This window comes from Serratia sp. NCCP-200 (assembly GCF_059697885.1).
The window spans coordinates 132,874-157,774 of the sequence record NZ_BAAKUJ010000008.1 but is presented as its reverse complement, the minus strand read 5'-3'; the positions used below and the strand labels follow the sequence as shown (position 1 = coordinate 157,774).

At 54.3% G+C, this 24,901-nt stretch carries 29 protein-coding genes; 9 read left to right on the top strand and 20 right to left on the bottom strand.

What is annotated here, in order from left to right:
* Window positions 1–145: 145 nt before the first annotated feature.
* The gene (gene mak / locus AC6HVW_RS22155; protein ID WP_071683037.1) at window positions 146–1,054 is read right to left on the bottom strand and encodes a fructokinase; all 909 of its coding nucleotides are present in this window, start codon (window positions 1,052–1,054) and stop codon (window positions 146–148) included.
* Window positions 1,055–1,294: 240 nt separating this feature from the next.
* On the opposite strand from mak, the gene rdgC reads away from it, so the two are divergent.
* A complete protein-coding gene (gene rdgC, locus AC6HVW_RS22150) occupies window positions 1,295–2,206 on the top strand; it encodes a recombination-associated protein RdgC (protein ID WP_021805520.1) in 912 nt (303 codons plus the stop codon).
* Window positions 2,207–2,282: 76 nt separating this feature from the next.
* Here the strand turns inward: rdgC and ppnP are convergent, their stop codons facing one another.
* The 6 genes from ppnP to AC6HVW_RS22120 form a co-directional block, all read right to left on the bottom strand.
* Entirely contained in the window at window positions 2,283–2,573 is a 291-nt protein-coding gene (ppnP, locus tag AC6HVW_RS22145; protein ID WP_021180225.1) for a pyrimidine/purine nucleoside phosphorylase, read from the bottom strand.
* 184 nt (window positions 2,574–2,757) lie between these two features.
* The gene (locus tag AC6HVW_RS22140; protein ID WP_021805521.1) at window positions 2,758–3,687 is read right to left on the bottom strand and encodes a DUF1177 domain-containing protein; all 930 of its coding nucleotides are present in this window, start codon (window positions 3,685–3,687) and stop codon (window positions 2,758–2,760) included.
* 60 nt (window positions 3,688–3,747) lie between these two features.
* On the bottom strand, window positions 3,748–5,316 hold the full coding sequence (locus AC6HVW_RS22135) for an OPT/YSL family transporter (protein ID WP_071683038.1): 1,569 nt from the start codon (window positions 5,314–5,316) through the stop codon (window positions 3,748–3,750).
* A 213-nt stretch (window positions 5,317–5,529) separates the two neighbouring features.
* Complete coding sequence (locus AC6HVW_RS22130) at window positions 5,530–6,303, bottom strand: IclR family transcriptional regulator (RefSeq protein ID WP_071683039.1); 774 nt, start codon at window positions 6,301–6,303, stop codon at window positions 5,530–5,532.
* Between the two features lie 404 nt (window positions 6,304–6,707).
* A complete protein-coding gene (locus tag AC6HVW_RS22125; protein ID WP_071683040.1) occupies window positions 6,708–6,902 on the bottom strand; it encodes a YaiA family protein in 195 nt (64 codons plus the stop codon).
* Window positions 6,903–6,960: 58 nt separating this feature from the next.
* The gene (locus AC6HVW_RS22120; RefSeq protein WP_071683041.1) at window positions 6,961–7,350 is read right to left on the bottom strand and encodes a nuclear transport factor 2 family protein; all 390 of its coding nucleotides are present in this window, start codon (window positions 7,348–7,350) and stop codon (window positions 6,961–6,963) included.
* Window positions 7,351–7,448: 98 nt separating this feature from the next.
* Here AC6HVW_RS22120 and AC6HVW_RS22115 point away from each other — a divergent pair, with 98 nt between their 5' ends.
* Window positions 7,449–8,171, top strand: coding sequence for an AraC family transcriptional regulator (locus tag AC6HVW_RS22115; RefSeq protein ID WP_497569670.1), 723 nt, complete (start codon window positions 7,449–7,451; stop codon window positions 8,169–8,171).
* Between the two features lie 103 nt (window positions 8,172–8,274).
* Here AC6HVW_RS22115 and aroL read toward each other — a convergent pair whose 3' ends face one another.
* Complete coding sequence (gene aroL / locus AC6HVW_RS22110; RefSeq protein ID WP_021805524.1) at window positions 8,275–8,799, bottom strand: shikimate kinase AroL; 525 nt, start codon at window positions 8,797–8,799, stop codon at window positions 8,275–8,277.
* A gap of 119 nt (window positions 8,800–8,918) precedes the next feature.
* Entirely contained in the window at window positions 8,919–9,437 is a 519-nt protein-coding gene (locus AC6HVW_RS22105; protein WP_071683043.1) for a GNAT family N-acetyltransferase, read from the bottom strand.
* 229 nt (window positions 9,438–9,666) lie between these two features.
* Between AC6HVW_RS22105 and AC6HVW_RS22100 the strand changes: the two genes are divergently transcribed.
* Entirely contained in the window at window positions 9,667–10,128 is a 462-nt protein-coding gene (locus AC6HVW_RS22100; protein ID WP_071683044.1) for a GNAT family N-acetyltransferase, read from the top strand.
* 277 nt (window positions 10,129–10,405) lie between these two features.
* On the opposite strand, the gene AC6HVW_RS22095 is transcribed toward AC6HVW_RS22100, so the two are convergent.
* Both AC6HVW_RS22095 and AC6HVW_RS22090 read right to left on the bottom strand, forming a co-directional pair.
* Window positions 10,406–10,687: a YdgH/BhsA/McbA family protein gene (locus AC6HVW_RS22095; protein ID WP_071683045.1), complete on the bottom strand. Its 282-nt coding sequence runs from the start codon at window positions 10,685–10,687 to the stop codon at window positions 10,406–10,408.
* 335 nt (window positions 10,688–11,022) lie between these two features.
* A complete protein-coding gene (locus tag AC6HVW_RS22090; RefSeq protein ID WP_497569667.1) occupies window positions 11,023–12,384 on the bottom strand; it encodes an esterase-like activity of phytase family protein in 1,362 nt (453 codons plus the stop codon).
* Between the two features lie 424 nt (window positions 12,385–12,808).
* On the opposite strand from AC6HVW_RS22090, the gene aqpZ reads away from it, so the two are divergent.
* Complete coding sequence (gene aqpZ / locus AC6HVW_RS22085) at window positions 12,809–13,504, top strand: aquaporin Z (RefSeq protein WP_071683047.1); 696 nt, start codon at window positions 12,809–12,811, stop codon at window positions 13,502–13,504.
* Window positions 13,505–13,546: 42 nt separating this feature from the next.
* On the opposite strand, the gene AC6HVW_RS22080 is transcribed toward aqpZ, so the two are convergent.
* Window positions 13,547–14,317 (bottom strand): class I SAM-dependent methyltransferase, encoded by a 771-nt coding sequence (locus AC6HVW_RS22080; RefSeq protein ID WP_071683048.1) that lies wholly within the window; start codon window positions 14,315–14,317, stop codon window positions 13,547–13,549.
* 119 nt (window positions 14,318–14,436) lie between these two features.
* Between AC6HVW_RS22080 and AC6HVW_RS22075 the strand changes: the two genes are divergently transcribed.
* Window positions 14,437–15,222, top strand: a complete 786-nt coding sequence (locus AC6HVW_RS22075; protein ID WP_141131344.1) for a helix-turn-helix transcriptional regulator — start codon at window positions 14,437–14,439, stop codon at window positions 15,220–15,222.
* 34 nt (window positions 15,223–15,256) lie between these two features.
* Here the strand turns inward: AC6HVW_RS22075 and AC6HVW_RS22070 are convergent, their stop codons facing one another.
* The 3 genes from AC6HVW_RS22070 to AC6HVW_RS22060 all read right to left on the bottom strand — a co-directional run bounded on the left by AC6HVW_RS22070 (window position 15,257) and on the right by AC6HVW_RS22060 (window position 17,316).
* Window positions 15,257–15,511, bottom strand: a complete 255-nt coding sequence (locus AC6HVW_RS22070; RefSeq protein WP_021180237.1) for a hypothetical protein — start codon at window positions 15,509–15,511, stop codon at window positions 15,257–15,259.
* 176 nt (window positions 15,512–15,687) lie between these two features.
* A complete protein-coding gene (gene ycaC / locus AC6HVW_RS22065) occupies window positions 15,688–16,314 on the bottom strand; it encodes an isochorismate family cysteine hydrolase YcaC (RefSeq protein ID WP_065683886.1) in 627 nt (208 codons plus the stop codon).
* A gap of 114 nt (window positions 16,315–16,428) precedes the next feature.
* Complete coding sequence (locus AC6HVW_RS22060) at window positions 16,429–17,316, bottom strand: pirin family protein (protein WP_071683050.1); 888 nt, start codon at window positions 17,314–17,316, stop codon at window positions 16,429–16,431.
* A 125-nt stretch (window positions 17,317–17,441) separates the two neighbouring features.
* On the opposite strand from AC6HVW_RS22060, the gene AC6HVW_RS22055 reads away from it, so the two are divergent.
* The gene (locus AC6HVW_RS22055; RefSeq protein ID WP_071683051.1) at window positions 17,442–18,350 is read left to right on the top strand and encodes a LysR family transcriptional regulator; all 909 of its coding nucleotides are present in this window, start codon (window positions 17,442–17,444) and stop codon (window positions 18,348–18,350) included.
* Here AC6HVW_RS22055 and AC6HVW_RS22050 read toward each other — a convergent pair whose 3' ends face one another.
* Both AC6HVW_RS22050 and AC6HVW_RS22045 read right to left on the bottom strand, forming a co-directional pair.
* On the bottom strand, window positions 18,351–18,734 hold the full coding sequence (locus AC6HVW_RS22050) for a VOC family protein (protein ID WP_071683052.1): 384 nt from the start codon (window positions 18,732–18,734) through the stop codon (window positions 18,351–18,353).
* A gap of 2 nt (window positions 18,735–18,736) precedes the next feature.
* Entirely contained in the window at window positions 18,737–19,519 is a 783-nt protein-coding gene (locus AC6HVW_RS22045) for a DeoR/GlpR family DNA-binding transcription regulator (RefSeq protein WP_071683053.1), read from the bottom strand.
* A gap of 199 nt (window positions 19,520–19,718) precedes the next feature.
* Here AC6HVW_RS22045 and AC6HVW_RS22040 point away from each other — a divergent pair, with 199 nt between their 5' ends.
* Window positions 19,719–20,324, top strand: a complete 606-nt coding sequence (locus tag AC6HVW_RS22040) for a hypothetical protein (RefSeq protein WP_071683054.1) — start codon at window positions 19,719–19,721, stop codon at window positions 20,322–20,324.
* A gap of 15 nt (window positions 20,325–20,339) precedes the next feature.
* On the opposite strand, the gene AC6HVW_RS22035 is transcribed toward AC6HVW_RS22040, so the two are convergent.
* The 3 genes from AC6HVW_RS22035 to pagP form a co-directional block, all read right to left on the bottom strand.
* Window positions 20,340–20,600 (bottom strand): putative hemolysin, encoded by a 261-nt coding sequence (locus tag AC6HVW_RS22035; protein ID WP_071683055.1) that lies wholly within the window; start codon window positions 20,598–20,600, stop codon window positions 20,340–20,342.
* Window positions 20,601–20,651: 51 nt separating this feature from the next.
* A complete protein-coding gene (locus AC6HVW_RS22030) occupies window positions 20,652–21,143 on the bottom strand; it encodes a YjjA family protein (RefSeq protein ID WP_024483881.1) in 492 nt (163 codons plus the stop codon).
* Window positions 21,144–21,272: 129 nt separating this feature from the next.
* The gene (pagP, locus tag AC6HVW_RS22025) at window positions 21,273–21,860 is read right to left on the bottom strand and encodes a lipid IV(A) palmitoyltransferase PagP (RefSeq protein ID WP_071683056.1); all 588 of its coding nucleotides are present in this window, start codon (window positions 21,858–21,860) and stop codon (window positions 21,273–21,275) included.
* A 258-nt stretch (window positions 21,861–22,118) separates the two neighbouring features.
* On the opposite strand from pagP, the gene AC6HVW_RS22020 reads away from it, so the two are divergent.
* A complete protein-coding gene (locus tag AC6HVW_RS22020) occupies window positions 22,119–22,826 on the top strand; it encodes a DUF554 domain-containing protein (RefSeq protein ID WP_071683057.1) in 708 nt (235 codons plus the stop codon).
* A gap of 388 nt (window positions 22,827–23,214) precedes the next feature.
* Window positions 23,215–24,894, top strand: a complete 1,680-nt coding sequence (locus tag AC6HVW_RS22015) for an alpha-keto acid decarboxylase family protein (RefSeq protein ID WP_071683058.1) — start codon at window positions 23,215–23,217, stop codon at window positions 24,892–24,894.
* Window positions 24,895–24,901 lie beyond the last annotated feature (7 nt).

The window sequence follows — 24,901 nt, the reverse complement described above, 5'->3', positions numbered from 1 at the left end:
CCCGTTTGGATGATCAATGGTTAGCCAGAGAAGGCTGTTCCCCCTCACCCCAGCCCTCTCCCCAAAAACCGGTGCGGAGTCATGGTCAGGTATGGGAGGCAATCTGTAACCCCTACGGTCAGCCTGACACCCTACGGTAAGTTTGTTATACCTGGGGCCAGAGCCAGGCGGCACCGCGCACACCGCTGGAATCACCGTGAATTGCCTTGCGGATTGGCGTTTCGCACTCGCCGCCAAATACCCAAGGCTTCACCAGTGACGGCACCGTTTGATACAACCGATCCACGTTACTCATGCCGCCAGCCAGGACGATCACATCGGGATCAAAGAGATTGATCACGTGCGCCAGTGACTTCGCCAACCGCATTTCGTAACGCTGAATAGCCAACTCTGCCACCGCGTCCTGCTGCGCCACCAGTGCCATGATCTCGTGACCTTTCAGAGCCTGACCGCTCAGCCGCGCATAGTCGGTAGTGAAACCGGTCCCGGAGATAAAGGTTTCAATACAGCCTTGCTTGCCACAGTAACAGGGCACCTCGGCGCGAAAACGCAGTTCGTCCTCATCCAGCCACGGCAACGGGTTGTGGCCCCACTCGCCGGAAATACCGTTGCCCCCAGAGTGCACCTTGCCATTTATCGCAACTCCAGCACCGCATCCGGTGCCAATGATCACCGCAAACACGGTTGGTTTTCCTGCTGCGGCACCATCGGTGGCTTCCGATACGGCCATGCAGTTGGCATCGTTGGCCAGCCGCACTTCGCGCTGCAACATAGTGGAGAGGTCTTTATCCACCGGCTGGCCATTCAGCCAGGTAGAGTTGGCGTTTTTTACCAGGCCGGTAAAGGGCGACAACGTGCCAGGGATCCCCACCCCCACCGAGCCTTGCTGGCCGGTCTTTTCCTCCGCCAACTTCACCAACCCGCAGATAGCCTCCAGCGTCAGCTGATAATCATGGCGCGGCGTGGCAATGCGATGGCGGAACAGCTCTGCGCCATCGTTAGCCAATGCAATCACTTCAATTTTGGTGCCACCCAGATCGATACCAATACGCACAATTTCTCTCCCCAATTCAGCACGGCAAAAAATTTTCCGCCCAGTGTACCCCATAGCCCGGCTCAAGCCATGCTCAGCAAACGTGACGCCAATGGCAATTCCCCTATCTGGCTGTGTGAAACGCGGCAGCGGACGCAAATCAGCGGGAATGAGGCGATTTTTCAGCGTCAATTCGTTATTATGCCGCCCTGCTTTTGATGAATCTGCGTGCCAAATGCACGCCCAGCCTGGGATAACATTATGCTGTGGTTTAAGAATTTGATGGTTTACCGTTTGAGCCGCGACGTTGCGCTAACTGCGGATGAAATGGAAAAACAGCTCAGCGCCTTTGCCTTCACACCATGTGGCAGCCAGGACATGGCGAAAACCGGCTGGGTTTCCCCGATGGGCTCTCACAGCGACGCACTGACGCACGCGGTTAACGGCCAGATCATGATTTGCGCCCGTAAAGAAGAGAAGATCCTGCCCTCTCCGGTGCTGAAACAAGAGCTACAGGCCAAGATCGAAAAGCTGGAAGGCGAACAGCACCGCAAGCTGAAAAAAACCGAGAAAGACTCCCTGAAAGATGAAGTGCTGCATAGCCTGCTGCCGCGCGCCTTCAGCCGCTTCAACCAGACCTATATGTGGATCGATACCGTTAACGATCTGATTATGGTCGATGCCGCCAGCGCCAAGCGCGCCGAAGATATGCTGGCGCTGCTGCGTAAGAGCCTGGGTTCTCTGCCGGTGGTACCTTTGACCATGGAAAGCCCGATCGAGCTGACGCTGACCGAATGGGTCCGCTCCGGCGAACTGCCAGCCGGTTTTATCATTCAGGATGAGGCCGAACTGAAAGCCATTCTGGAAGAAGGCGGGGTGATCCGCTGTAAGAAGCAGAACCTGATCAGCGACGAGATTGCCGTGCATATCGAAGCGGGCAAGCTGGTGACCAAGTTGGCGGTAGATTGGCAGGAACGCATTCAACTGGTGCTGGCCGACGACGGCTCACTCAAGCGCCTGAAGTTTGCCGATACCCTGCGCGATCAGAACGACGATATCGATCGTGAAGATTTTGCCCAGCGTTTCGACGCCGACTTCATCCTGATGACCAGCGAACTGGCGGCCTTGATCAGCAACACCATCGAAGCCTTGGGTGGCGAAGCACAGCGCTAAAACAGAAGGGGCGCAACACGTTGCGCCCTCTGGGGAATGCCGGGGAAAATCTTCATTCCCGGCCAAACTGCACTGATTACTTACTCAGATAACGACACAGGTAGGCCGTCGCATCGGCAACCTGAACGTTGAATTCACTCTGCGCAGGCACAAAGAACTTCTCGCCTGGCGTAAACACCTGCCAATCCGGTGCGCCCGGTAACAGCACTTTCAATGCCCCGGTGATCACCGTCATCTCTTCCGGCTGTGCGGTACCGAAGGTGTATTCACCCTCTTCCATCACCCCGACGCTGGTACGACCGATGCTGCTACTATCGTAACCGATAGACTTCACTTTCCCGGCAAAATACTCGTTCACTTTCAGCATAGACTGGCACCTGCGTAATCATCTTTGAGGGATCTCCATATTGGGGGATGAATCCGGGTCTGTCACTGGTTTTTGATGCGAAATGCGATCGTTACGCACGGCAAAACATGAGCGGGATCAAACAATGAGTTCGATGACCAACGTTCGGCGTTCTGTTGCTCATTCAGTCTGGCAGACATCACGGTTATTTCCGCTGTTGAAAATGGCTCAGGCTGCCATAAAGCGCCAGCAGACGGTCATATTCAGCAGGATCGTAGAAGCTGCAGGTACCACGCCCAAACTCTTTGGCCACTTCCACCGCAAACTTCACCGCCAGCGCGATATCCACTTCATGGCTGGCACCGGTGCCACAGCCCGGCACTACCGACTCAGTACAGATTGCCACACCTACTACTGGCGCTGCCGTAGCGGTTGAGGGTTGCAGGATACTGTTGAGGTGATGAACGTCATTACCATAGGGCGTAATGTCCTGCATGGTGATCGGGAAGGTCACTGCCGGGCGGCCACTGGTCATTTCCATGATACGCAAAAGGTCTTCCGACACCCGCAGGATGTAGCCCTGTTTCACCGTCGGTGATAGTGCATAGCCCTTGTGGTTGATAATACGATTGCCCTTGGTGGTATCGATCGACAAAATGGCATCGGCTTGCGGCACCACTTCGTTATCATTCATCGTAACGTCATCGATGGGTGAATCCATAAAATCGACCGGATCGTGTGGGCGAGTGGGTGCGTTCGGGCAAATATGCGTAGTGATCACCACGTCACCAGGCAGAACGTCACCTTTGCGCTGCATTTCTGCCAGCTTTAGCGCACTGGCGATCGCCGCAATCGCCCCATCACCGTCTGACACCAATCCTATACGCGTGGGCCTAGCTCCAATGCCGCCCAACCGGCCAATAATTCCCAAGGTTGGCGCATCACCACCGGATTGCTTGCCCGCACTGCCAGGGATCTCGATGCGGACAAAGTCCGTGGTGCCCTTCTCACCGCTGACACGATGAGTGCTGGCCTTGACCGACGGGTAGTGGGCAAACAGATCGACTACGTCCTGCCCTTTGACATAGGCATTATCAATCAGCTCAAAGACCTGCAGCGTTTGTTGCAAACTCATGTTAATCCCTCGCAAATGTTGCCTGATAGGTTTATGCCTCCCGCAATTGCAGGCACGGCGTTATTTTCCCTTGCTGGAAAAGATCGAGTTGAAGAAGTTGTATAGCGCATCACCGGCAATAAACCCGGCAGCCATGATCTCCATCGGCGCGCGGCCTTTATCCCCCCAGCGTTTGATGATCAGAATGCGCAGCGCGATACCGGCAAGCACCGCCCATCCTGCCAAGGCATTATTAATCAGCAAACCTGTCGCAAGCAGCACGCCGAGCTGGCGTTTAGGCCCCCCAATAAACTGCACTATCGCGCCTGGTATAGCCCAAATCAGCAGGCTGGACGCAATACCGGGCTGGGCTCCTGCCTCAATGGTTTTGGCGTATACCCGGGCCACCGGTGGGATCAACTCCTGCAGGAAATAGCTGGTGTAAGAGAGATAAACCACGGGAATGGCGATCACAAAAGCAAGCATGGCGGCAATCAGCTGAATACGCCGCCCCAGCAGTTCCTGCTGTAAATCCTTACCGTAACCTCTCAGGATAAAACCGGCTTTCAGGTCAAAGCCCATATCGGCAAACGCCGGCCCGGTCGCTGCGGTAAAACCGGTGAGAATGCACAGCGCCAGAGGAGGGAAACCAAGCATGATCCCAACGATCAGCGTGATCAGCGCCACCGCAAACGCCGGGAACCAGCCGGAATGCATCGCCGCAATGCCGACGATCAGTTCATGTACAAAGGCAGCAAACGCAGCATAGATGACAAACAGCACCAGCATGGTCAACGACATTTCGCTGTATAACCCGCCCCCCAAAGCCAGCATCCCGGCAATCACGACATATCCAACAGCCCCCAGACCCAAGGCTTTGCGTACTTCGCTGTCAGGTTGGGTATAGGTAGATGTCGAACTTTGATTCTTGTTGCGGATCACCTGCACCACCTGGATTAATGCCACCAGCCCGGCACCGACCATCACGCCATGCGGAATATAGTGCGCATTGATGTCGACACCGGTCAGCGGCTGGCCATAGGCACGCAGCAACAGGCCAACACCGAACATGCTCAGCGCCCAGATATTGCCAATAAATGCGGTACCGAAGGCCGCCATAGGGATCTTCAACATGGAGCCTGCAATCCCCACAGCAACGCCGACAACCAGCAACCAGGCCTGTTTACCACCGCGGTCACCGGCCTTGATAGCCTCCGCCGCCGCGACTCCCGGTGGCCAGGCATTGGCCGCCGGGAACACTTTAGTGTCAAACATCCGGTACAGCAGGTAAGCATCCAGCAGCATCGCCGCCGCTACGCCGCAAAACATCGGCAGGATCAATTGCGGTTGTCCCATGACATAAGGCACGGCAATCGGCATCAGCAGGCTATTGGCCGCCCCGAAGGTGGCTGAGGAAATTACCGTTTGGGCCAGATTCTGAGTGTGTATCGAACGATAGCGTTGGAACATGCGCAGCGGGATCCGCGCCAGCAACATGGCGATCAGCGCACCGATAATCGAAGTATTAGGCGTCACGCCCAAGGTGGTGATCAACTGTACGCCAATTATCGCCCCGACGACGGATAACAGCACCATCACCAGTAACGTACCGATATCTTTCAATGGATTACTCGTTATATCTGGTTTCATAAATCCACCCTGTGAATATCCCTGCTAAATGGCAAAAATAATATTTCGGACACAGATTGCCGATAGAGTTCCATTATTCGAAACTCTACGCGGTGAAATAAATTATTTAGTGCCTGCCTTGGCCGCATTAATGGTAGAACGACTCTCTCTACCATTAACTCATCAGCGAGATGCCCTGGTGTTGGCGCGCTAATCAAGCCGGTTTACGGTGAGCTAATTGATCTGTTGCCAATAGTCATCACCGAGTTTTTCTGCCAGTTGCCGGGAAACCGTCATTAATGCCTCAAGCACCTGGGGAGAATAAGGTTGCTCCTCGGTCTGTGAGGGGAAAGAGAGACATAACCCCACCGTCTCACTACGGTGCTTATTCCTCACCGAGGTTGCCAACGAACTGATACCCGGCAGCGTTTCATTACGGGCCAATGACCAGCCCTGCTGCCGAATGGTTGCCAACTTTTGCAGCAACGCCTCCAGCGTTTTGGGAGAGTTTGCCGAAGCGACCTGGTAGCCAGCTGCGAAACGCTCACGCACCTGCTCATCACTTTCCCGCGCCAGTATCGCGCGCCCCACAGAGGTTTCTGCCGCTGGCGAACTGGCCCCCACCGGTGTCACCACCTGTAAGAAATGGCGGCCAGGCAGCGTACGCATCACCCAATTCTCCCGCCCCTCCAACACCGATATATAGCCGGTACAGAAGGTTAACTGATTAAGCTGCATCATCGCCGCCGTGGCACTTTCCACCAGCGGAGTGGAAAGATAATGGCTGGCCACCCCAAGCAGCAGATAGCCAATATGGTACTGACGGCTTTGCGGATCCCGCTCTAACAGCCCCTGGCTTTCCATCGTTTGTAGCAGGCGCGATACGGTGCTTTTTGGCAGCCTCAACCTTTCGACGACATCAGTAAAAGAAATCCCCCCTTGGCCATGCGTTATCTGCCGTTGAGAAAATAGTTTTAATACCGCAGCCGCATTTTCCAAGGTAGTCATGGCTCGCCTTGTTCCACTATATGGAACCTAGTTCCCAATCAATATTTAGAAACCTAAAACCCACACCTCTTATCGTCAAGCAGTTTATTTTTATTACACGGTGAAATCACAGCGAATGATGCTTTAATATTGAAAATACTGCACAGATCGCCAAGTTATTTTTCGAGCGAGTTGGTTTATATCCGTCTTACAGCGTTAATATCAGCATAAGATACCAATATTCACCAAATCATCAGCGCGGCGGATGCCGCTATTAAAAGATTGCGCAAGATATAAATCGCGAGAAGTCTCGAACAGAATGATGAGGATGGACCCAAAGGCGGGGAAAAACCGGTCATGGATAGTAGAACGCAGTTGAAAAAATGAAGCCGGTTTATACCGGCCACTTGTTGTTACACCGCTGGCTATTCGCCCAGGCTTTCATCTTCGTAACGCCGCTTGGCGTCTAACGCTTCTTGCTCGGTTTCATGCTCGCTGATCAGCGTATCGGGTTTGGGGTGATCGGCCCGTAGCTCATACCAACGAACCTGCTTGCCCACTTCGCCCTTGTCTACGGCCTTGATACGCGCCGCTCTCGGGTAGGGAGGTTTACTCGGCATAGTGCTCTCCAATGTGATGACCTGCGGTTAAGTATAGACAACCACACGGAAATGCCAGTTATCGGCGCGCCCCCAAATCCCGGTCCTGGTGTTCACCGGCCAGCAACTGCGTCAATTCAACACAGGATTGGATCTGGCCATCACGCACGGTGAAATGAGCCAACACCCTGATCTGGCTCTGGCTGCCATCACGTTTTTCAATATTCACTAAATGATGGGTGAGAACATTTTCCCCAGTAGCGGCGATGGCGAGGATCTCAAGCTGCATGCTGCAGGTGATCTGTTTAAGCAAGGCCATATGCTGGATAAACTGCGGGTAATCTAGCGTATGACCATCCACCGTCTGGTGATAGTGGCGGCTGAACAGATTGGCGATCAGTTCGGGCTGGTGTTCAGGGTTAGCTACAATTTGCTGTAAAGCCGTAAGGACAAGGGTTTGGTGGATCATGCTGTTTTCTCCGGGGTGATAGCGTCCGAAGAGCATAAAGGCAATCGGCAATGGCATAATAACCGTATCAAGCTATTCAATAACGCTAATCGGCCAATCTGATGAAACTGCACAGCGAACGTTTGTTGCACGCTAAAAAACACCTGACGCCCTGGCATCAGCATCAACAGGGGCAGGTCTATCTGTTAAGCCACGGCATGATGATGTTGGAAACCTCGGGGCAGCAGTGGGCAATGACCGCCGGTAACCTTGGCTGGCTGCCACCCCACTGCCCTCATCAGGCACTGGCCTGCGGCAAAGTGATCGGCTGGATCCTCTATTTACCCGAGAGCTGCTGCAACACACTGGCGGCAACGCCACGCCTGACCGCCGCCAACGCCTTAAGCTCGGCGTTGGTTGAACGCATTGCACAGTTTTCTGCGCCGCTCGACATGGCGCAACAACGTTTGGTAGAGGTTCTGCTTGATGAGGTGCGAAGCGAGCAGGCCGAACCGCTGCAACTACCGCTGCCGCAAGATGCCCGATTGCTGAAGATTGCCCATGGCTTATTGAACGATCCCGCCAATGTTCGCCAACAAACTGAATGGGCTGCATGGGCGGGCCTAAGCCTCCGCACCCTTAGCCGACGCTTTATGCAGGAAACCGGCATGAGTTTTTCCCGCTGGCGTCAGCAAGCCAGGGTGATCCGTTCGTTGGAGGCGCTATCGGCCGGTATGCCCGTCGCTAACGTCGCCAACGAATGTGGCTATGATAACGTCAGCGCCTATATTGCCGCCTTCCGTCAGCGATTTGGCATAACGCCAGGGCTTTATTTTACTTAGCGGGTAAGGCTAAGCGGGCGCAGCATGCGGCGCCCCTACAGCACATAGCGAGTTGGTTGGGATTGGTCAGTGGGATCATGGCACAAGATGTGGCCTGGGAAAGTTACTTCACCGCCTCGCCTTGCAAGACCGCCAAGATTTGCTCGACTACCTGCTGGGGATTAGCGGTGCCATCCATAACATGGTGCGCGGCCTCCTGATAGAGAGCCTCACGTACCGCCAGCACTTCCAGCATTTCTTCGGCGATGGGACGGCCAGTGAGCGTTGGGCGCTGCCCCTCTTCCGGAAACTCTGCCAGCCGTTGCGCCAATACGCTGGCTGGGGCACGCAGGTAGATCACCGTGCCATGCTGGCGCATAAAACGCCGGTTCTCTTCGGCCAGGATCGCCCCGCCGCCAGTGGCAACTATGGTTGACGGTTGGGTCACCGCTTGCAGGGTCTGGGTCTCGCGCTGACGAAAACCCTGCCAACCCACCTGTGCGACCATTTCCGCTACGTTCATTTGCGTGGTTTGCTGCATAAACAGATCGGTATCGATAAACCGATAGCCCAGCGCCTGCGCCAATGCACTGCCGACCGTGGTTTTACCTGCTCCACGAGCTCCTACCATAAAAATGGCTTGTGTCATTACGGGTTGTCCCTTTTGCGGTGACTGAATGCATTAGATTGCCTGCGAACCTGCCCGCAGGTCGATCGAGCGTTGGCGTTGTAACTGCATCATACCGCCCTGAATCTGTATTTCAATCTTTACGATAGTGTAAATTCCATAGCACAGCGGCTATTGGCAGCAAACCCATGCTCTACCTCTTGCTCCAGAAGATGCTGTAGATACGCATCCAACCGTGCAACAGGAATGGTGCGAAAGCCAAGGCGCTGGTAATAAGGTGCATTCCATGCCACTTGCACGAAAGTGGTTAGCGTTAACCGTTGGATGCCTTGGTGCAAGGCCAGCCCGGCAATCTCTTCGATCAGGCGCTTGCCCACGCCTTGCCGCTGCCAATCGGCCGCGACCGAAAGCTCGGCGATATGCCAGCTGTGCGCAAAGGGCTGCACCGCGATAAAACCGGCGATCTGCTCAGTTGGGCTAGCCATCATCCACTCCCGCTGCTGAGCAATAAAATCGAGGTGCTGCTGCGGGCTCATCACCTCGCCTTCGGCAATAAACTGTAACTCTGGCTGCTGGCGAAACAGCTGGGCGGCGGAACGTTCAACCGCGACCAACTGCGGGATATCCTGCGGTTGTGCCAAGCGTAGCTTCAGGTTCATATCTGGCTCCTGGTTAGCGGCCGGCTATTTAAACAGATTTTGCCGCAGGCAGAAATCACCAATAGCGCCATAAGATGCTATATGATAATGACTCTCATTTAAATATTCAATCAACAGCGAAGATACGGCATCCTCTTCCCTGAACAACCTCAGCAGATAAAAAGCCAAAAGCAGTCGCCACACGGCGGCCTTGCAGGCTAAATTGGTATCTCAACACAGGGGGATAAATATGGCTCAACAGATTGTTACGCTTACAGACTACCCACACTTTGCCGATGTCTGTGCCGCTTGGGCATTCGGCCAATGGGGTTCACAACGAGGTGGCACGTTAGAACGTACCCGCCAACGCTTTGCTTTGTGCAGCAAACCCAGCGATGACTTCCTGACGCTGCTGCTGATTGATGGCGAACGCCCACTGGGGATGGCCAGCCTGTGGCCAAGTGACGACCATCATCGCATGGATCTCTCCCCCTGGTTGGCCGGTGTCTTCGTGCACCCAGATCATCGGCGGCAGGGTATTGCCCTGCGCCTGGAGCAGGCGATCGTCAGCGCGGCGCAACAACGCGGCCATCCCGTTCTGCATCTGATCACCGATCACAGCGAGGCGTTGTACGCCGGTTGGGGCTGGCAGACTATTGAGCGCCGCCAGCAATATGGCGACGAAGTGGTGGTAATGGAAAAGCGATTGTGACCGGTAATCAAGTGTCACCAGGCATCATAAAATAAAAACCAAAAAAGCTGCGATAATAATCAACCAACAAAGTATTAGACAGATTATTATCCGCAGCCGTCTATACCCGTCGCCTTTCAAGCTGCAGCGTTGTTACCTGCACTTACACACCCCAGTCACTTACTAAACATAAGCTCCTGGGGATGAGTAAGTTTGTCGCCTAGCTGCAGCTTGAAATTCATAGGGTAATTTATATTGGCCAACCTAATTGGCCACTTCACTATTTATCGTGACTTAATTAACGATAAACTTCTGCAGTACCGCGCCAAGCGCTGGAATCCCCTGGATTATCCAGGCCAATGATTCGATAGTGCGTTGCGCCGTCTTCAGTCGCTTTTTGTTTCAACGCATGGATAGCGTCATCCGGTGAGCCGCTGATACCGGAAACTGACACCACGCCGATGCTCTGCATGCTGTTGGCTTGAGCGCTATCAACCTGTTTGGCGCCCATGGTAGCGGCCATGGTGGAGAATGAAGCGGTGGCGATCAGTGCTGCTGCGATGCATGGTAATAGTTTCATGATTGACTCCGTTATTTTCATTTGAACTCGTTCTCAGTGAGGTTAATTATGAGTTAACCATTGAAAACAGACGTCATCCAATGTAAAGAAGCTCAATCATTGTGAGCAAAGTAAGGAGAAAGTGAGAGTGGGTATTTCCTGATAGCGCATAACTTTATTTATAGCGCAAATTTTACGCTCTATTTGAAAAAATTAATAATTATATTTAGTCGAGTGAGATAACCCAGTTTATTTTAAAGCAATTTTCCTTCTCCCTGCACCCGCTCAACGGATAATTGAGCCAAACCTGGCCCAATTATCCGGCAGACATTCCTCTATCGACTTGCTACGCCCGTTCAGCGCAATGGCTCTGGCAGGGTTAACACCCACAGTTCGCTCAAGGACTCAGGCTGTGCCAATGGACGCAATTCAATCGTCGTGTTTACCGGTTTACCTGCCAAACTCAATTTCCCTTGCTGATCCAGCTGATAGTCACCAATCTTCTTCCCTTCAGGCTCGGCGTTGACCAGCTTGGCCTGCAAACCAAAATCGTTGTCGTTAATCACCGCCAGTGTGCGGTTGTCGATCAACGCCAATCCTTCTACCTTCTCCTGCTGCCAACCCAGTTTACGCAGATCGACCACTTCACGTTTCTGGGCCAGCTTCACCCCGCGCTTGGCCAATTCGCTGGAATCAGCAAATTCCAACGCCTTACCCTGGCCGTCGAACGATGTCAGATCGCTGGCCTGGCTGAGATCAACCAGATAGATCTTGTTCATCATCTGTTTGTCTTTGTCACTGCCCTGTTCGATCAGCAGGATGTGTTGATTATCGACCGCCACGATATCGCCAATCTTGGCATCTTTGGCTTTCTGGTAACGGGTGATATCGATCGGATAACCATACATCGCCGTTTTGCCACTGGCAGGGTCAAAGCTGACCAAACGGGTAAACTGCGCCTGGTTTTTGCTCTTGCCATCGATATCCAGCGTGCTCTGCACCGCGGCCAGGATCCGCCCATCCGGCAACCGGGTTACGCCTTCAAAACCCCGGTTCGGTTGACGCCATTTAATGATGTTAGGCAGACCGCTGGCAACCGCCTGCTCACCCGCTAACGGCGTTGGGCCATATTTCGCCAGAATTTTACCCTGGCCATCGATATGGATCAGGAAGGGGCCATATTCATCACACAGCCAATAGCCTCCTTTGCCGTCTGGCGTGATCCCTTCGGTATCCAACCCGCGTTTGTCACTCGGCAACGGCTTGAGCGTATCCGTCAATGCCACTTCATTCGTTGAGCCAATCAGGTTGCCAGGCAACGGCAAGCCGCTAATAGGGCCTTTATCATCGTGCAGAGGACGAGCTTGGGTGGCAACGGCCTTACCGCCACCAATACGGATTTCCATCAATAGGGGAACAAAAGCCGGATTGGCAAAAATCTTGGCCTCCTGTTTGCCGACTGCTGGCGCATCGGCGTTCGGGCCACGATCGGTCACGGTGGTCAGCAGTAGATCCCCTCCTTCCTGGCCATTAAATACCAGCCCGGAACCAATCCCTACCGGTAGCCCATTGGGAAACTGGCTGGCAAAAGCGCCGGAATAGCCCACGCGATCGCCATCAGGAAAGTTGACGCTGTAACGAGCAACGCCAATATCGGCAGCATGGGACAACAGCGGTAATACAGAGGCCAACAACACGCCAAGCGGTTTGATTCTCATAGCATTAACTCTTTGTAAGGGAAAGTAACAGCCTGAGAGCCTAACCATCGACAGTGACACTTTCATGACAGCAGGATCTAAATGAGCGGATAACAAATAGAAATAAACAATCAGCCCATCATTATTGAGTGATAAAAACAAATTGAAAAATAAGAATTAACCAACGAGACAAATAAAACAGATGATTAATCCCATAAGAAATAAGAAAATTACCTACCGCCAAGATAAAAAAACAGCAAAAGGAGGATAATTTCTTAAAATAATCGCTTTCGCATAGACAAAATAAAAAGTTAGGGCTTTAATACCGGCCGTCATCGAAGGTGTGCGCGAAAATTTATGCTTTAGACCACTCCAATATTAAAAAGGTGCTCTATAGTTTTAGTGCTAACACCCGTTAGTTTGTTCCCCCAGCAGGATGGAATCTATGTCAAAGCGACTTTTTGCCGAATTTTTCGGTACTTTTTGGTTGGTGTTCGGTGGTTGTGGTAGCGCAGTGCTGGCCGCAACGTTTCCTCAATTAGGTATTGGTTTTGCTGGTGTGGCTTTAGCGTTCGGCCTTACCGTGGTAACCATGGCCTACGCTGTCGGCCATATTTCTGGTGGGCACTTTAACCCAGCGGTCACAATGGGATTATTTGCAGGCGGCCGTTTCCCTGCCAAAGATGTTATTCCCTATGTGGTTGCTCAGGTAATTGGTGGTATTGCTGCCGCCGCGGTACTTTATTTTGTTGCCAGCGGAAAAGCCGAGTTTGATGCAACTGCCAGCGGTTTAGCCTCTAATGGCTACGGTGAGCATTCACCGGGTGGCTATTCTTTGCAGGCCGCCATCATTATTGAACTAGTATTGACTGCATTCTTCCTGATCGTTATCCATGGTGCGACCGATAAACGCGCACCGGCAGGCTTTGCGCCTTTGGCCATCGGCCTGGCGTTGACGCTGATCCACCTGATCAGTATTCCTGTTACCAATACCTCAGTTAACCCGGCACGTAGTACCGCCGTGGCAATCTTCCAGGGTACCTGGGCGTTGCAACAGCTGTGGGTATTCTGGCTGGTACCGCTGATCGGCGGTGTTATCGGTGGTTTGATCTACCGTTGCCTGTTAGAAGACAAGAAGTAAGCATGGATTTTCAGGGCAGCCCGCAACGGCTGCCCTGAAATTTTAACCTTTCACCGCTTCGAACATCATGATGTCACTGGTAAATGAACCGTCGGCCTGAATCGCAAAGTGTTGGCTAACATCTTCTGCTACCCCCTGCTGTAACGCACGGATCGCCGTGACAAAATGTTCAGGCGTCCGCATCCGCGCCACCCAACTGCTGAACTCCAGATCCAAACGATCGGTCGTGACTTCCCGCACCAACAACCCAGACTCGGTCAACATGCTCAGCCACTCACCTGGTGCATAGTTGCGCACGTGCGAAGTATCCCGCAGCACTTCGACCGTTTGCAGATAGATATCCAATAACGGATGCCCCGGGGAAACCACATCCATAAAGATGGCTCGCCCGCCCGGTTTCAATACCCGTTTAACTTCACGCAGTGCCCGACCCACATCGTGCCAATGGTGTGCCGAGTAGCGGCTGATCACCACGTCAAAGCTGGCATCATCAAAGGGTAACGACTCCGCTACGCCCTGCTGCAGCTGAATATTGTCCAATCCTTTTTCCTGCGCCGCGTTGCCGACCACCGTCAGCATCTGCGCCGACAGATCGTACGCCACCACCTGCCCGACATAGGCCGCAGCGGTAAAGCTGGCGTGCCCTGCCCCACACCCCAGATCGAGTAAGCGGGCATCGGTGCTCCCCGCCAACAGCTTGGCCAGGCGTTGCAGGTCTTTCCCTTGCGCATGTACCGCGCTGGTCAGGTAGGCATTGGCCTGTTCGCCAAACTGGCGGTCGACCGCATTTTTATGGCTGTTGCTGATGCTCATAACTGCTCCCATTATTATCTGGCTTACGCCGGTGCCGAGATGGCTGGTAATGACTATAATCAAGCAGCTATACGGGTACAATATGAGCAGTTATCCTAGTATAAACAGGTACCACCCTAATGGAATCAGACGCAATATCCAGCCAGAAAGCCCTAGGTGCCTTTTTGCGTGCACACCGCGAGCGGATCACGCCAGAAATGCTGGGCCTGCCCACCGCAACACGCCGCCGCACCAGTGGTTTGCGCCGAGAAGAGCTGGCACAAATCAGCGGCATCAGCGCCACCTGGTATACCTGGATAGAACAGGGGCGCGAGGTGTCAATTTCCCCCTATACGCTGGCACGCATCGCCACGGCGTTACGGCTGGGTCATGCCGAGCGGCACTACCTGTTTACCCTGGCACATATCACCGATCCTGAAAAAGAACAGCCGCAGGAAACGGTTAATGCCGCCGTGCTGCAAAGCGTGCACCAAATGACCGTGCCCTGTTATCTGCTCGATCTCACCTGGAATATGATGGCCTGGAACCCACAGGCGGAGGAACTGTTCTGCGATTGGCTTAAGCAGGCAAAAACCCCCAACCTGCTGCACTTCATGTTTTTTCACCCTCAGGCGAAGGTGCTAGTCAGTGACTGGGAAAATCGGGCTCGACGAGTGGTGGCCGAGTTTCGTGCCGAAACCAGCCATCATCAGGGAACGGAAGAGATACGCGCCTTTGTGCGCAATATGACCCACAACAGCGAAGCATTTCACCATTGGTGGAAGCAGCAGGACGTGATGGCCCGTGAAGGCGGTGAACGTACCTTCAGCCACCCACAGCAGGGGGAGCGACATTTTCAGCAGGTAACGTTCTACCCGGCAGAGCACAGCGGGTTGAAGTTGGTTATGTTAATGCCGTTATGCTAACCCGCTAAAAAATTATTGCGCCTGGCAAACGGCGTTAGGGGGTTTGGTCACTGTCAATCTTCGCCAGAACCTGGCGGTAGGCTTTGACTTTCTGGCGTTTCTTCAGCCAGGTGGTGGTTGAAACCACAAAAATGGCACCGGACATGGCCAATACGCCAGTGGGATGGCCATAAAACGCCATCAGAGCAAAGTAAGCGGCTGAAACAATTGCCACCCATTTCGCCGAATTGCCGACGGCATTTTTTTCTAGACTCAACCGGCGGAGTGCTTCTTCTTCACTGATTCCCATACGCGCTCCTTGTGAAATTAACACTCCATTATATGGGGAAATACCGCTGAATTTTCAATCGGTTTCTCAGTAAAGAAGCGTAAATTTCAATACGTTGCCCGTTGAGCAAAGAGAGGGAGGATTTGGGGAGACGTTTTATTAGAACAGGGCGCAGCCTGGTAGCTGCGCCACACCGATCACTTGCCTGAGGTCAGCGCACTGTAGCTGGTCATCAGGTTACGATAGTCTGGAATATGGTTGGCAAACAGCGTCCCCAAGCCTTCGATATCATTACGCCAGTCACGGTGCAATTCGCAAGCCACGCCGAACCAGGTCATTAACTGCGCCCCTTCGGCTTCCATGCGGCTCCATGCGGATTGCCGCGTCAACTCGTTAAAGGTACCGGAGGCATCGGTCACCACAAAGACCTCAAAACCTTCAGCCAGTGCCGACAATGCCGGGAACGCCACGCAGACCTCCGTTACTACGCCAGCAATAATCAACTGTTTGCGGCCAGTGGCTTTAACTGCCTTAACGAAGTCTTCATTGTCCCAGGCGTTAATCTGACCAGGGCGTGCGATATAAGGCGCATCAGGGAACTGGGCCTTTAACTCGGGCACCAAAGGACCATTGGGGCCAGTTTCAAAACTGGTGGTCAGGATGGTCGGCAGATTGAAGTATTTTGCCAGGTCACCCAGAGCCAATACGTTGTTCTTGAAACGATCGGGATCGATATCGCGTACCAGTGATAGCAGCCCAGCCTGATGATCCACCAGCAGCACGGCGGCCTGGTCTTTATCGAGACGCTTGTAATTTGCTGTCATGTTACAACTCCTTCCTAAGGGTAAGATCGGCCCGACGAATAGGGCCACGATACAGAGGTTGTCTTGCAATATGCGCCCGATACGGAGAACGTTTTCCATACCGGGACACAGAGGTTATTGATTGCTGCCTGTGGTAGTCAGCGGCATCGCGCCAAACTGACCGCTGTTGAAATCACGGAAAGCCTGTTGGATCTCCGCCTCGTTGTTCATCACGAAGGGGCCGTAACCGACAATAGGCTCATCGATAGGCTCACCACTCAGCACCAGCAAGCTGACGTCACCATTTGCCTCAAGGGTGATGGAGTCGCCAGCGCGATCCAGCAGCACCATTTGCGTTTCCCGCACAATCTGCTCGCCGTTAACCAGAATCGCCCCGTGCAGCATGACCACGGCCAGCGTATGCCCTTCTTCCACCCGCAAGGTGGTGGTACGCCCGGCGTTCAGCTTCATATCCCACACGTTGATCGGGCTGAAGGTACGCGCTGGGCCAGCATGACCGCCGTAGTTCCCGGCAATCACCCTGACCTGCCCGGCGTTATCCGCCAGAGGCACGACAGGAATATCCTGGTTCAGCAAAGTCTGGTAACCCGGCGCCGCCATTTTGTCTTTGGCTGGCAGGTTGACCCACAGTTGCACCATTTCTATGGTGCCCCCTTTCTGCGAAAAGTCTTTGGAATGAAACTCTTCGTGCAAGATGCCTGACGCTGCCGTCATCCACTGCACATCGCCAGGACCGATCACCCCACCGCTGCCAGTGGAATCGCGATGCTCTACTTCGCCCTGATAGACAATGGTGACCGTTTCAAACCCGCGATGGGGATGCTGCCCCACGCCACGTCGGCCACTGTGCGAACGGAATTTGGTTGGCGCAGCGTGATCCAGCAGCAGGAACGGGCTCATCTCTGCACCCAGCTCGTTATACGAGAACAGGGAATTCACCAGAAAACCGTTGCCGACCCAGTGAGCTTCCGGGCTGTTATAAACACCAAGGATCTTTTTCATCTTAAACTCCTGTTGCAGGCCTCGCGGCCAAACGTTGATGACTGAAGTTTAGTCCAAGGCGATTTGCCGCAGTAGTCGGCAAGATATACACTCAGTGTTCTATTAATAGAACGATAAGGGCACCGATGCAGACAGACCTGAACGATCTGTATTTCTTCGCCAGCGTGGTAGACCATCAGGGATTTGCCCCGGCAGGGCGTGCGCTGGGCATTCCCAAATCGAAGCTCAGCCGCCGCGTAGCGCAGTTGGAAGAACGGCTTGGCGTACGCCTGATCCAGCGTTCAACCCGGCGTTTCTCGGTAACCGATTTGGGGCAAAGCTATTATGTGCACTGCAAGGCGATGCTGGTTGAGGCCGAAGCAGCACAGCAGGCGATCGAACAGACCCGCGCAGAACCTTGCGGCACGGTACGCATGTCTTGCCCGGTGGCGATGTTGCATACGCGTATCGGTAGCATGGTGGCCAGGTTTATGGCGGATTATCCACGGGTGACCGTACATCTGGAGGCGACCAACCGCCGGGTCGATGTGGTGGGTGAAGGGTTGGATCTGGCGGTTCGCGTCAGGCCACCGCCGTTAGAAGACAGCGACCTGGTATTGAAAATCCTGGCTCAGCGCAGCTGGTGCATCGCAGCCAGCCCGGCATTGGTACGCACCATCGGCGCTATCGATTCGCCTGCTGGGTTACAGCACTACCCAACGCTCGATCTCGGCCCGGCCAGAACGCAGCATCAATGGCAACTCAGCGGCACGGAGGGGCAAACATTCCAGTGGGAGCATCAGCCCAGACTGGTCACCGACGATATGCTGATGCTGCGTACCGCGGCGATTGCTGGGGCCGGTATCGTTCAACTGCCGACCATGATGATGCACGATGAGATCCTGCGGGGCGATCTGGTGCAGCTGTTGCCCGGCTGGCAACCTCAGGGCGGCGTGATCCACATTGTCTATCCCTCACGCCGTGGCATGCTGCCAGCGGTACGGCTGCTGATAGATTTTCTGGCTCAGCAGTTTGCCGCCCTGGAGGAAGCGTGATCAGGCGGTGATTTCGATCGCGTTGCCGTCTGGATCGCGAATGATGGCCTCATAAAAGCCATCACCGGTCCAGCGCGGTGCCGCCTGCAAAATCCCCTCTTGCTTGGCCCGCTGTGCCAGTTCATCCACCAACGCCTCGCTACCGAGCGACAGTGCAATATGGGCCCAGCCAACGCGTTCCTCCCCTTTCCCCCCCGGCAACAGGCCAGGAACGCACATGATCTCCAGCGCGGGGCCATCCGCCAGTTGAACAAAACGTGAGATAAAACCTGGGCGATTCTTGCTCACATACTCCTCCCCTGCTACGCCATTGAAATAGCGCAGCCAGAAGCCGACCTGAGCCTCAATATCCTCTGTCCATAGGGCAACATGGGCGATTTTCATCTTCACTCTCCATCATCTGCGGGAATATACAGCACGTTGCCACCGCTGAGAGTGACCTGCTGCTCGAGTTGCGCATGGCCGCCACGGGCAATCACCAGATAATCGACCTGGCTGGCGGGCATTAGCGTATAAGGCGCGTAGGTATTGAACTTGTCACGGGTACACAGCACCGCGACGTTGCCAGCGCGTGCCAGCATCTGCTTCTTGAACTGCGCCTCCTGATAGCGCAGCGCGGTAAAGCCACTGTCGGGATCGTAAGCACAGACGCCGGTGAAGGCGATGTCGAAACGAAACGAGGCAATCTCGGCCAATGCCTTGGCATCGACGCTGCCGCCGATTTCTGCATCTAGCTCACCGCCTATCAAAATAGTACGTATCCCAGGGCGTTCCAGCAGGCGGCTGGCCACACTTAACGCATTGGTCACCACGGTGAGTTGCCGATCGCGGGGCAGCAGATCGGCCAGATAAAGATAGGTACTGCCCGCATCAAGAAAGATCACTTGCCCGGTCTGGATCAGAGGCAAGGCTGCCTGGGCCAGCCGATGTTTCTCATCGCCACTAATCTCAACCCGCTCGGCCATATAGCCACCGGCAGGCGTGAGCGCCAACGCCCCACCATAGATCCGTTTGCACAGGTTTTGCGCCGCGAGTTGGCGCAGATCGCGGCGGATGGTGGCCTCAGTGGTATGCAGCTGCGCCGCCATTTCGATCGCCAGCACTCGCCCCTGCTGTTGCAAGGTGGCAAGGATGGCCTGGTGGCGCTCATTGGGCAGCAGTTTTGACATTCTGAAGGTCCGGCGAAGTGATAATGAACACAAATGTATACAAACGAACACAAACGTACAATGGTTTTCTATAAAAAGCGCTTTTGGCGATTTTCGCCGCCAGGATGTTGGCTATACTGGAAAAAGTTACGTTAACGCAGATGTAACGCTCTGATTAATCACCCATTGAAAGGCAAGTTGCGGCTTGAAAGGAAAAACAATGCTATTGAGAGTTGCAAGCTGGCTGTTTCAACTGCCGGGCAGGTTATTGGCACCGATCTTCCGCAATCGACTGACTCTGTTGATCTTCTTTATGCTGGTTGCAGCCGGGGTTTTGCTGGCTAAACACCATTTGAGTGAAGTCGTACAGGAGGAGAGTTTTACCCTTGCCACGCCACAGAATTACGTGACCCAACGGGAAGTCCCGTTACGGGAGGCTCGCCAACACTGCGTTGGGCCGTTGCCAGACAATCAGGGCAGCCCATGGCCCGCTTCGGCAGGTTATCTGCATGAGCCAGATTGGCAAGCCGGCAGCAAATTGCAGACGTTGACGCTGGATAATCAGCACAATGAATTTGCCGTGTTGGTCAAACTGGAGAACACCACCAAGCAGTTGCTGGCCGAGGTGTTCCTCCCCGCCGCCAGCAGCTTCAATATCAAGCTGGAGCCCAACGGCCGCTATGTGATGAAGGTGAAAAACATCCACAGCGGCTGTAGCTTCCGCACGGCCCTCTCGGTGGCAGATCGGCCCGATGGCAGGCTACCATTAACCTTTTCAGATGAGGGGCCAGGCCAATATCATCCAATCAGTGATAGGGAGTTCTAGCACCGTCCTACCGGGTTATTTTTTCGCTGGATGGTCGCGGCGGAACAGCTCCCAGCTGTCGATCTCTTGCCCATCAGGCAAGGTGCAGGTGGAGTACTGCCCCTGAGCATTCTGTTTGGGGTTAAGCTTGCCGCCAATCTGGCTGCAATACACATCTGCCGGATTCGCCATGCCAATCACCTTGGGCGGCGCAGGCGCATCATCATGGGTTTTCACCGTACACCCCTGTAACAAAGCCACACTAGCGAAAAGAGAAAGTATCAGCATCTTGTACATTGAGATTATCTTCACCGTGAGTTGAGTAGGAGCATCGCTGTCCCTAGGGGATCAGGAAATAAAGGACATACCCTGCTTGAGCACCAGATCGCAGGCTTTCTGCTTCACCTTCTCGGTGATTTGGGAGGTGCCAAGGCTATTGAGATCCAGCGTGTTGCCCTTGCCGGTATTCAACAGGCCACCCAGACCTTGCTGATAATCTTCACTGTTGGCATTGGCCGTGCTGGTGATGCCCAGTTTATTCAGCAGTTGGTCTTTCACCGCTTCGGTGCCGTTCGCCGATAGAACGTTATTCTGCACGCAGTACTGCAAGATCCCTGCGGCGTTGGTCATGCTGGAGGAACTCAATGCTTTATCACCGCCGTTGAGTAATCCACTCAGCGAAGACAGCGACATGCCACCGTTGCTGGTGCTGCCACCCGATTTGCTCAGTTCTGTGGCGGCACTGCTGAGGGAGTCCATCAACCCGGCGGCCTGGGCACTGCCCGTAGCCATTACCGTGGTCAAGCTCAGGGCCAACAATAAGCGATGTTTGGTATTCATAACGGCAAGACTCCTGTTTAACTGCAAAATGACGGCGCAATCAACACCACGCTTAGCTCGGACGCCTTACCAACCGACAAGTTCCGTTTCTTCGGGCTGCCGTGCATTTTTCAGAATTTCGGCAAATCATCAGAACTGCCAGCGTAACCAGGCGAAGAACACGTTACCGTTGTTGTAGGTACCGGGAATATAGGTGGCCTGGAAGGTCAGTTGCTTATAGCCGATCGAGGCCAACGGCAGCGGCGCGGGGATCGGGATATATTTCCAGTTGTCACGCGCGGTCACGCTGGCGGTAAACCCCAGCCCCAGACGGAAATCCTCCCCTTCAATCGGCCGCCAGATCTTCTCATAAGCATAACCGCCGATCGGCTCCCATTTGTTGAAGGAATCTTTGAACGCCATAAAGTAGATCGCGTGCCAATCACCATCGGCATCAAAGCGTGAGATGCCATAGCCAGCCCCCCAAGGACGCTCGTTGTACTCGTCGGTCTTTTCCTTATCGTAGGTCCAGCGGTTGTGCCAGGTGATCGCCGGGAGATAGAGCTCCTTATTGGGCGAGTTGTTCCAGGTTTCCGCCACGTTGCCGGTAAAGCGCCCCCACCAGCCCTGTTCTTCAACATGCACATTGCTATTTTCCGCACCAACCTCGGCGTATGAGGGCACTGCAGGAAATATCAACGCCAACGCCCCGGCCAACAAGATCCTTTTAACCACCATTTCGCAACTCCTGTAAAAATAAAGCCGGGGATTCTTACCGATCGTCCTAGCCTGAGCAAGCCGTATCTTACTGGTCCGATGCTTTTATCGCCCCTCGTTGAGAGACGGTTAAGTTTGGTGCGCGATGGCGTGCTAGCGGCATACGTGCTCAAGTTATGCGCCTGGATACGCGTTGTCTGTCAGAAAACTCCGGTTATCCTGCTTGCACCTCAACGACTTATGGAGGAACCTTAGCTTTTATTTGCCGGGGGGATAAGTATGGTTATTGGTCCATTTATTAATGGTGCAGCAATATTGGCCGGTGGCATTGCAGGGGCAATGTTGGGCCATAGACTACCGGAGCGGGTGCGCCTGGCATTGCCAATGACCTTTGGTATTACCTCGATGGGGATGGGCGTAGTGCTGATCGGCAAGGTAGCGCATATGCCAGTGATGGTATTGGCACTGGTGCTGGGAGCTCTGCTTGGCGAGCTTTGTTACATCGAACGGGGCATCAGCCGCATCGCAGGCTGGGCCCGTAATCTGATGTCCCCCAAAGGCGCTGTCAGAGAGGACCAGAAAGAGTTTCTGGAGGCATATGTCGCCATTATCGTGCTGTTTTGTGCCAGCGGCACCGGCATCTTTGGCTCGATGCACGAAGGGATGACCGGAGATGCCAGCGTGCTGATCGCCAAATCTTTCCTCGATCTGTTCACCGCGCTGATTTTTGCTTCCACGCTTGGCCTGGCCGTGGCGCTGATCGCCGTCCCGCAGTTGGTCATCCAGTTAGCGCTGGCGTTTGGTGCCGTGTTCATTTTGCCGCTGACCACACCGGCAATGCAGGCCGATTTCTCTGCCGTTGGCGGATTAATGATGTTGGCCACCGGCTTGCGCATCTGCGGCATCAAGCTGTTCCCGGTAGCCAATATGCTGCCAGCATTGGTGTTGGCGATGCCGATTTCGGCGGCCTGGATTATGTTCTTCTGAGCGCCACTCTCCCACTCTAAATTATCTTCCTCCTGGCGTAGCGAAAAATTGACGCCCAGCCAGGAGAGAAGTGAAGATGGCGGAAAGTACCTATCTGGCGTTTCCCTTCTGCCCTTGCCGCGATTTTCAGCGGCCATCAATGCAAGAAAAGTACCGCCCCCTGCGAAAACCGTTCTTGCTACCCCTTTGGGGTCGTAAACTCCTTGATACGATAAGCAATCCTTCCCCAAACCCGCTCAACTTGAACAAGCCACCACTTTCACCAACTGTTAATGCTGACGCCCTACAAGCGACTCGCATTTTCAACGATTAACCGCGCGACATCGCCAGCCGTTCCCTGCTGCGCACGGTTAAATAACAATAAATTGACGTGAATGTGGAGCAATCAATGAGGATCACCATAGGTTCATTCATCCTGCAACAGCTGCGTGCCCTGAAAGTGGATCGCATCTACGGCGTGCCCGGCGATTACAACCTGGCGCTGCTGGAAACCATCGAGCATGACCAAGAGTGCGAATTCATTGGCAACTGTAACGAGCTTAACGCCGCTTACGCCGCCGATGGCTATGCCCGTCTCAAAGGCGCCGGGGCGTTGATCACCACCTATGGCGTGGGCGATCTGGCGGCCCTTTCCGGCATTGCCGGAGCCTATGCGGAATCAGCTCCGGTGATTTGCATTGCAGGTACACCACCGCTGCACGCCATGCAGGGCAATGCGCTGCTGCACCACTCTCTGGCAGACGGCAATTTTGATAACGTGATGAACTGTTTCCGGCAGTTTACCGTGGCGCAGGCGCTCATCACCCCGGAAAATGCCGCAACGGAGATCCCGCGGGTCATTGCCTGCGCTTGGCAACGTAAGAAGCCGGTTTACCTGCAGCTACCTTCAGACATTTGTGAAGTGGAAATTGAGGTTGCCGATAACCCCGCCCCATATCGTTTGCCAAGCAGCGATGCCAGCCATCTTCAGCTTGCCAGCGCAGCCCTGCTCGCACGGATTAGCCGTGCTAAACGGCCAATCATCCTGATCGATCAGATGGTCGAACGATATCACCTTCAAACGCAGGTGTTAGCGTTGGCGGATAAATTCGCCATCCCGCTAACCAATATGCCCACGGCAAAATGTGCGATCTCAGAGAACACGCCGGGCTGGCAAGGCGGCTACAACGGCGATCTGTCTCGCCCCGAGTTGTTTGAGCTGATGGCCGAGTCAGACTGCATCCTCAGCTTTGGCGTACGCCTGGTGGATTCCACCACCGGTTATTTCAGCCAGCAGATCCCAGAGCAGTCGGTGGTGGATATTCAGCCTTTCTCGCTGAAGCTGGATAACCTCTCCTATCCGGCGGTAACGGCAAGCGAACTGCTGCATGCTCTACTGGAGAAAGCGCCTGCCACCAGCCTGCCGCCGCTGAAGCCACTATCCGGACCGCAGCAAAAACTGGCGACGCCAAGCAGCGAACCGCTCGATCAGGACTATTTCTGGCAGCGGATACGGCGTTTTATTCAGGCGGATGACGTGCTGGTTGTCGAAAATGGCACCTCTGGCGCAGCGATCGGCGGCATGCGGATGCCAAACGGCGTTACCGTGGTCAACCAACCGATTTGGGGATCGATCGGCTATACCTTACCGGCGTTGCTCGGTACGATGATGGCCGCACCCCAACGGCGGCAGTTGCTGTTTATTGGTGATGGCTCCTTCCAGCTCACCGCCCAGGAACTCTCAACGCTGTTACGCCATCAGCAAAAGCCGATCGTCTTTCTGATCAATAACGACGGTTACACCATTGAGCGCTATATCCTTGGCGAAACGTCGTCTTATAACGATATCGGTTCGTGGGATTACGCCAGACTCCCGGCGGTGCTAAGCCCGCAGACCCAGGCGTTTTGCGTCGCAGTAGCAACCAGCCAACAGCTGGAGATGGCGCTGGAGCAGGCTTCGCGTCAGGACCAGTTGGCGTTTATCGAGGTGAAGTTGCCGAGGATGGATTCCCCACCGGCGATGAAAGAGTTCTGCCGCCGCTGCAACAGCTTTAACTTTGGGCTGCACAACCCAAGGCGCATTGGCTGATAAAACC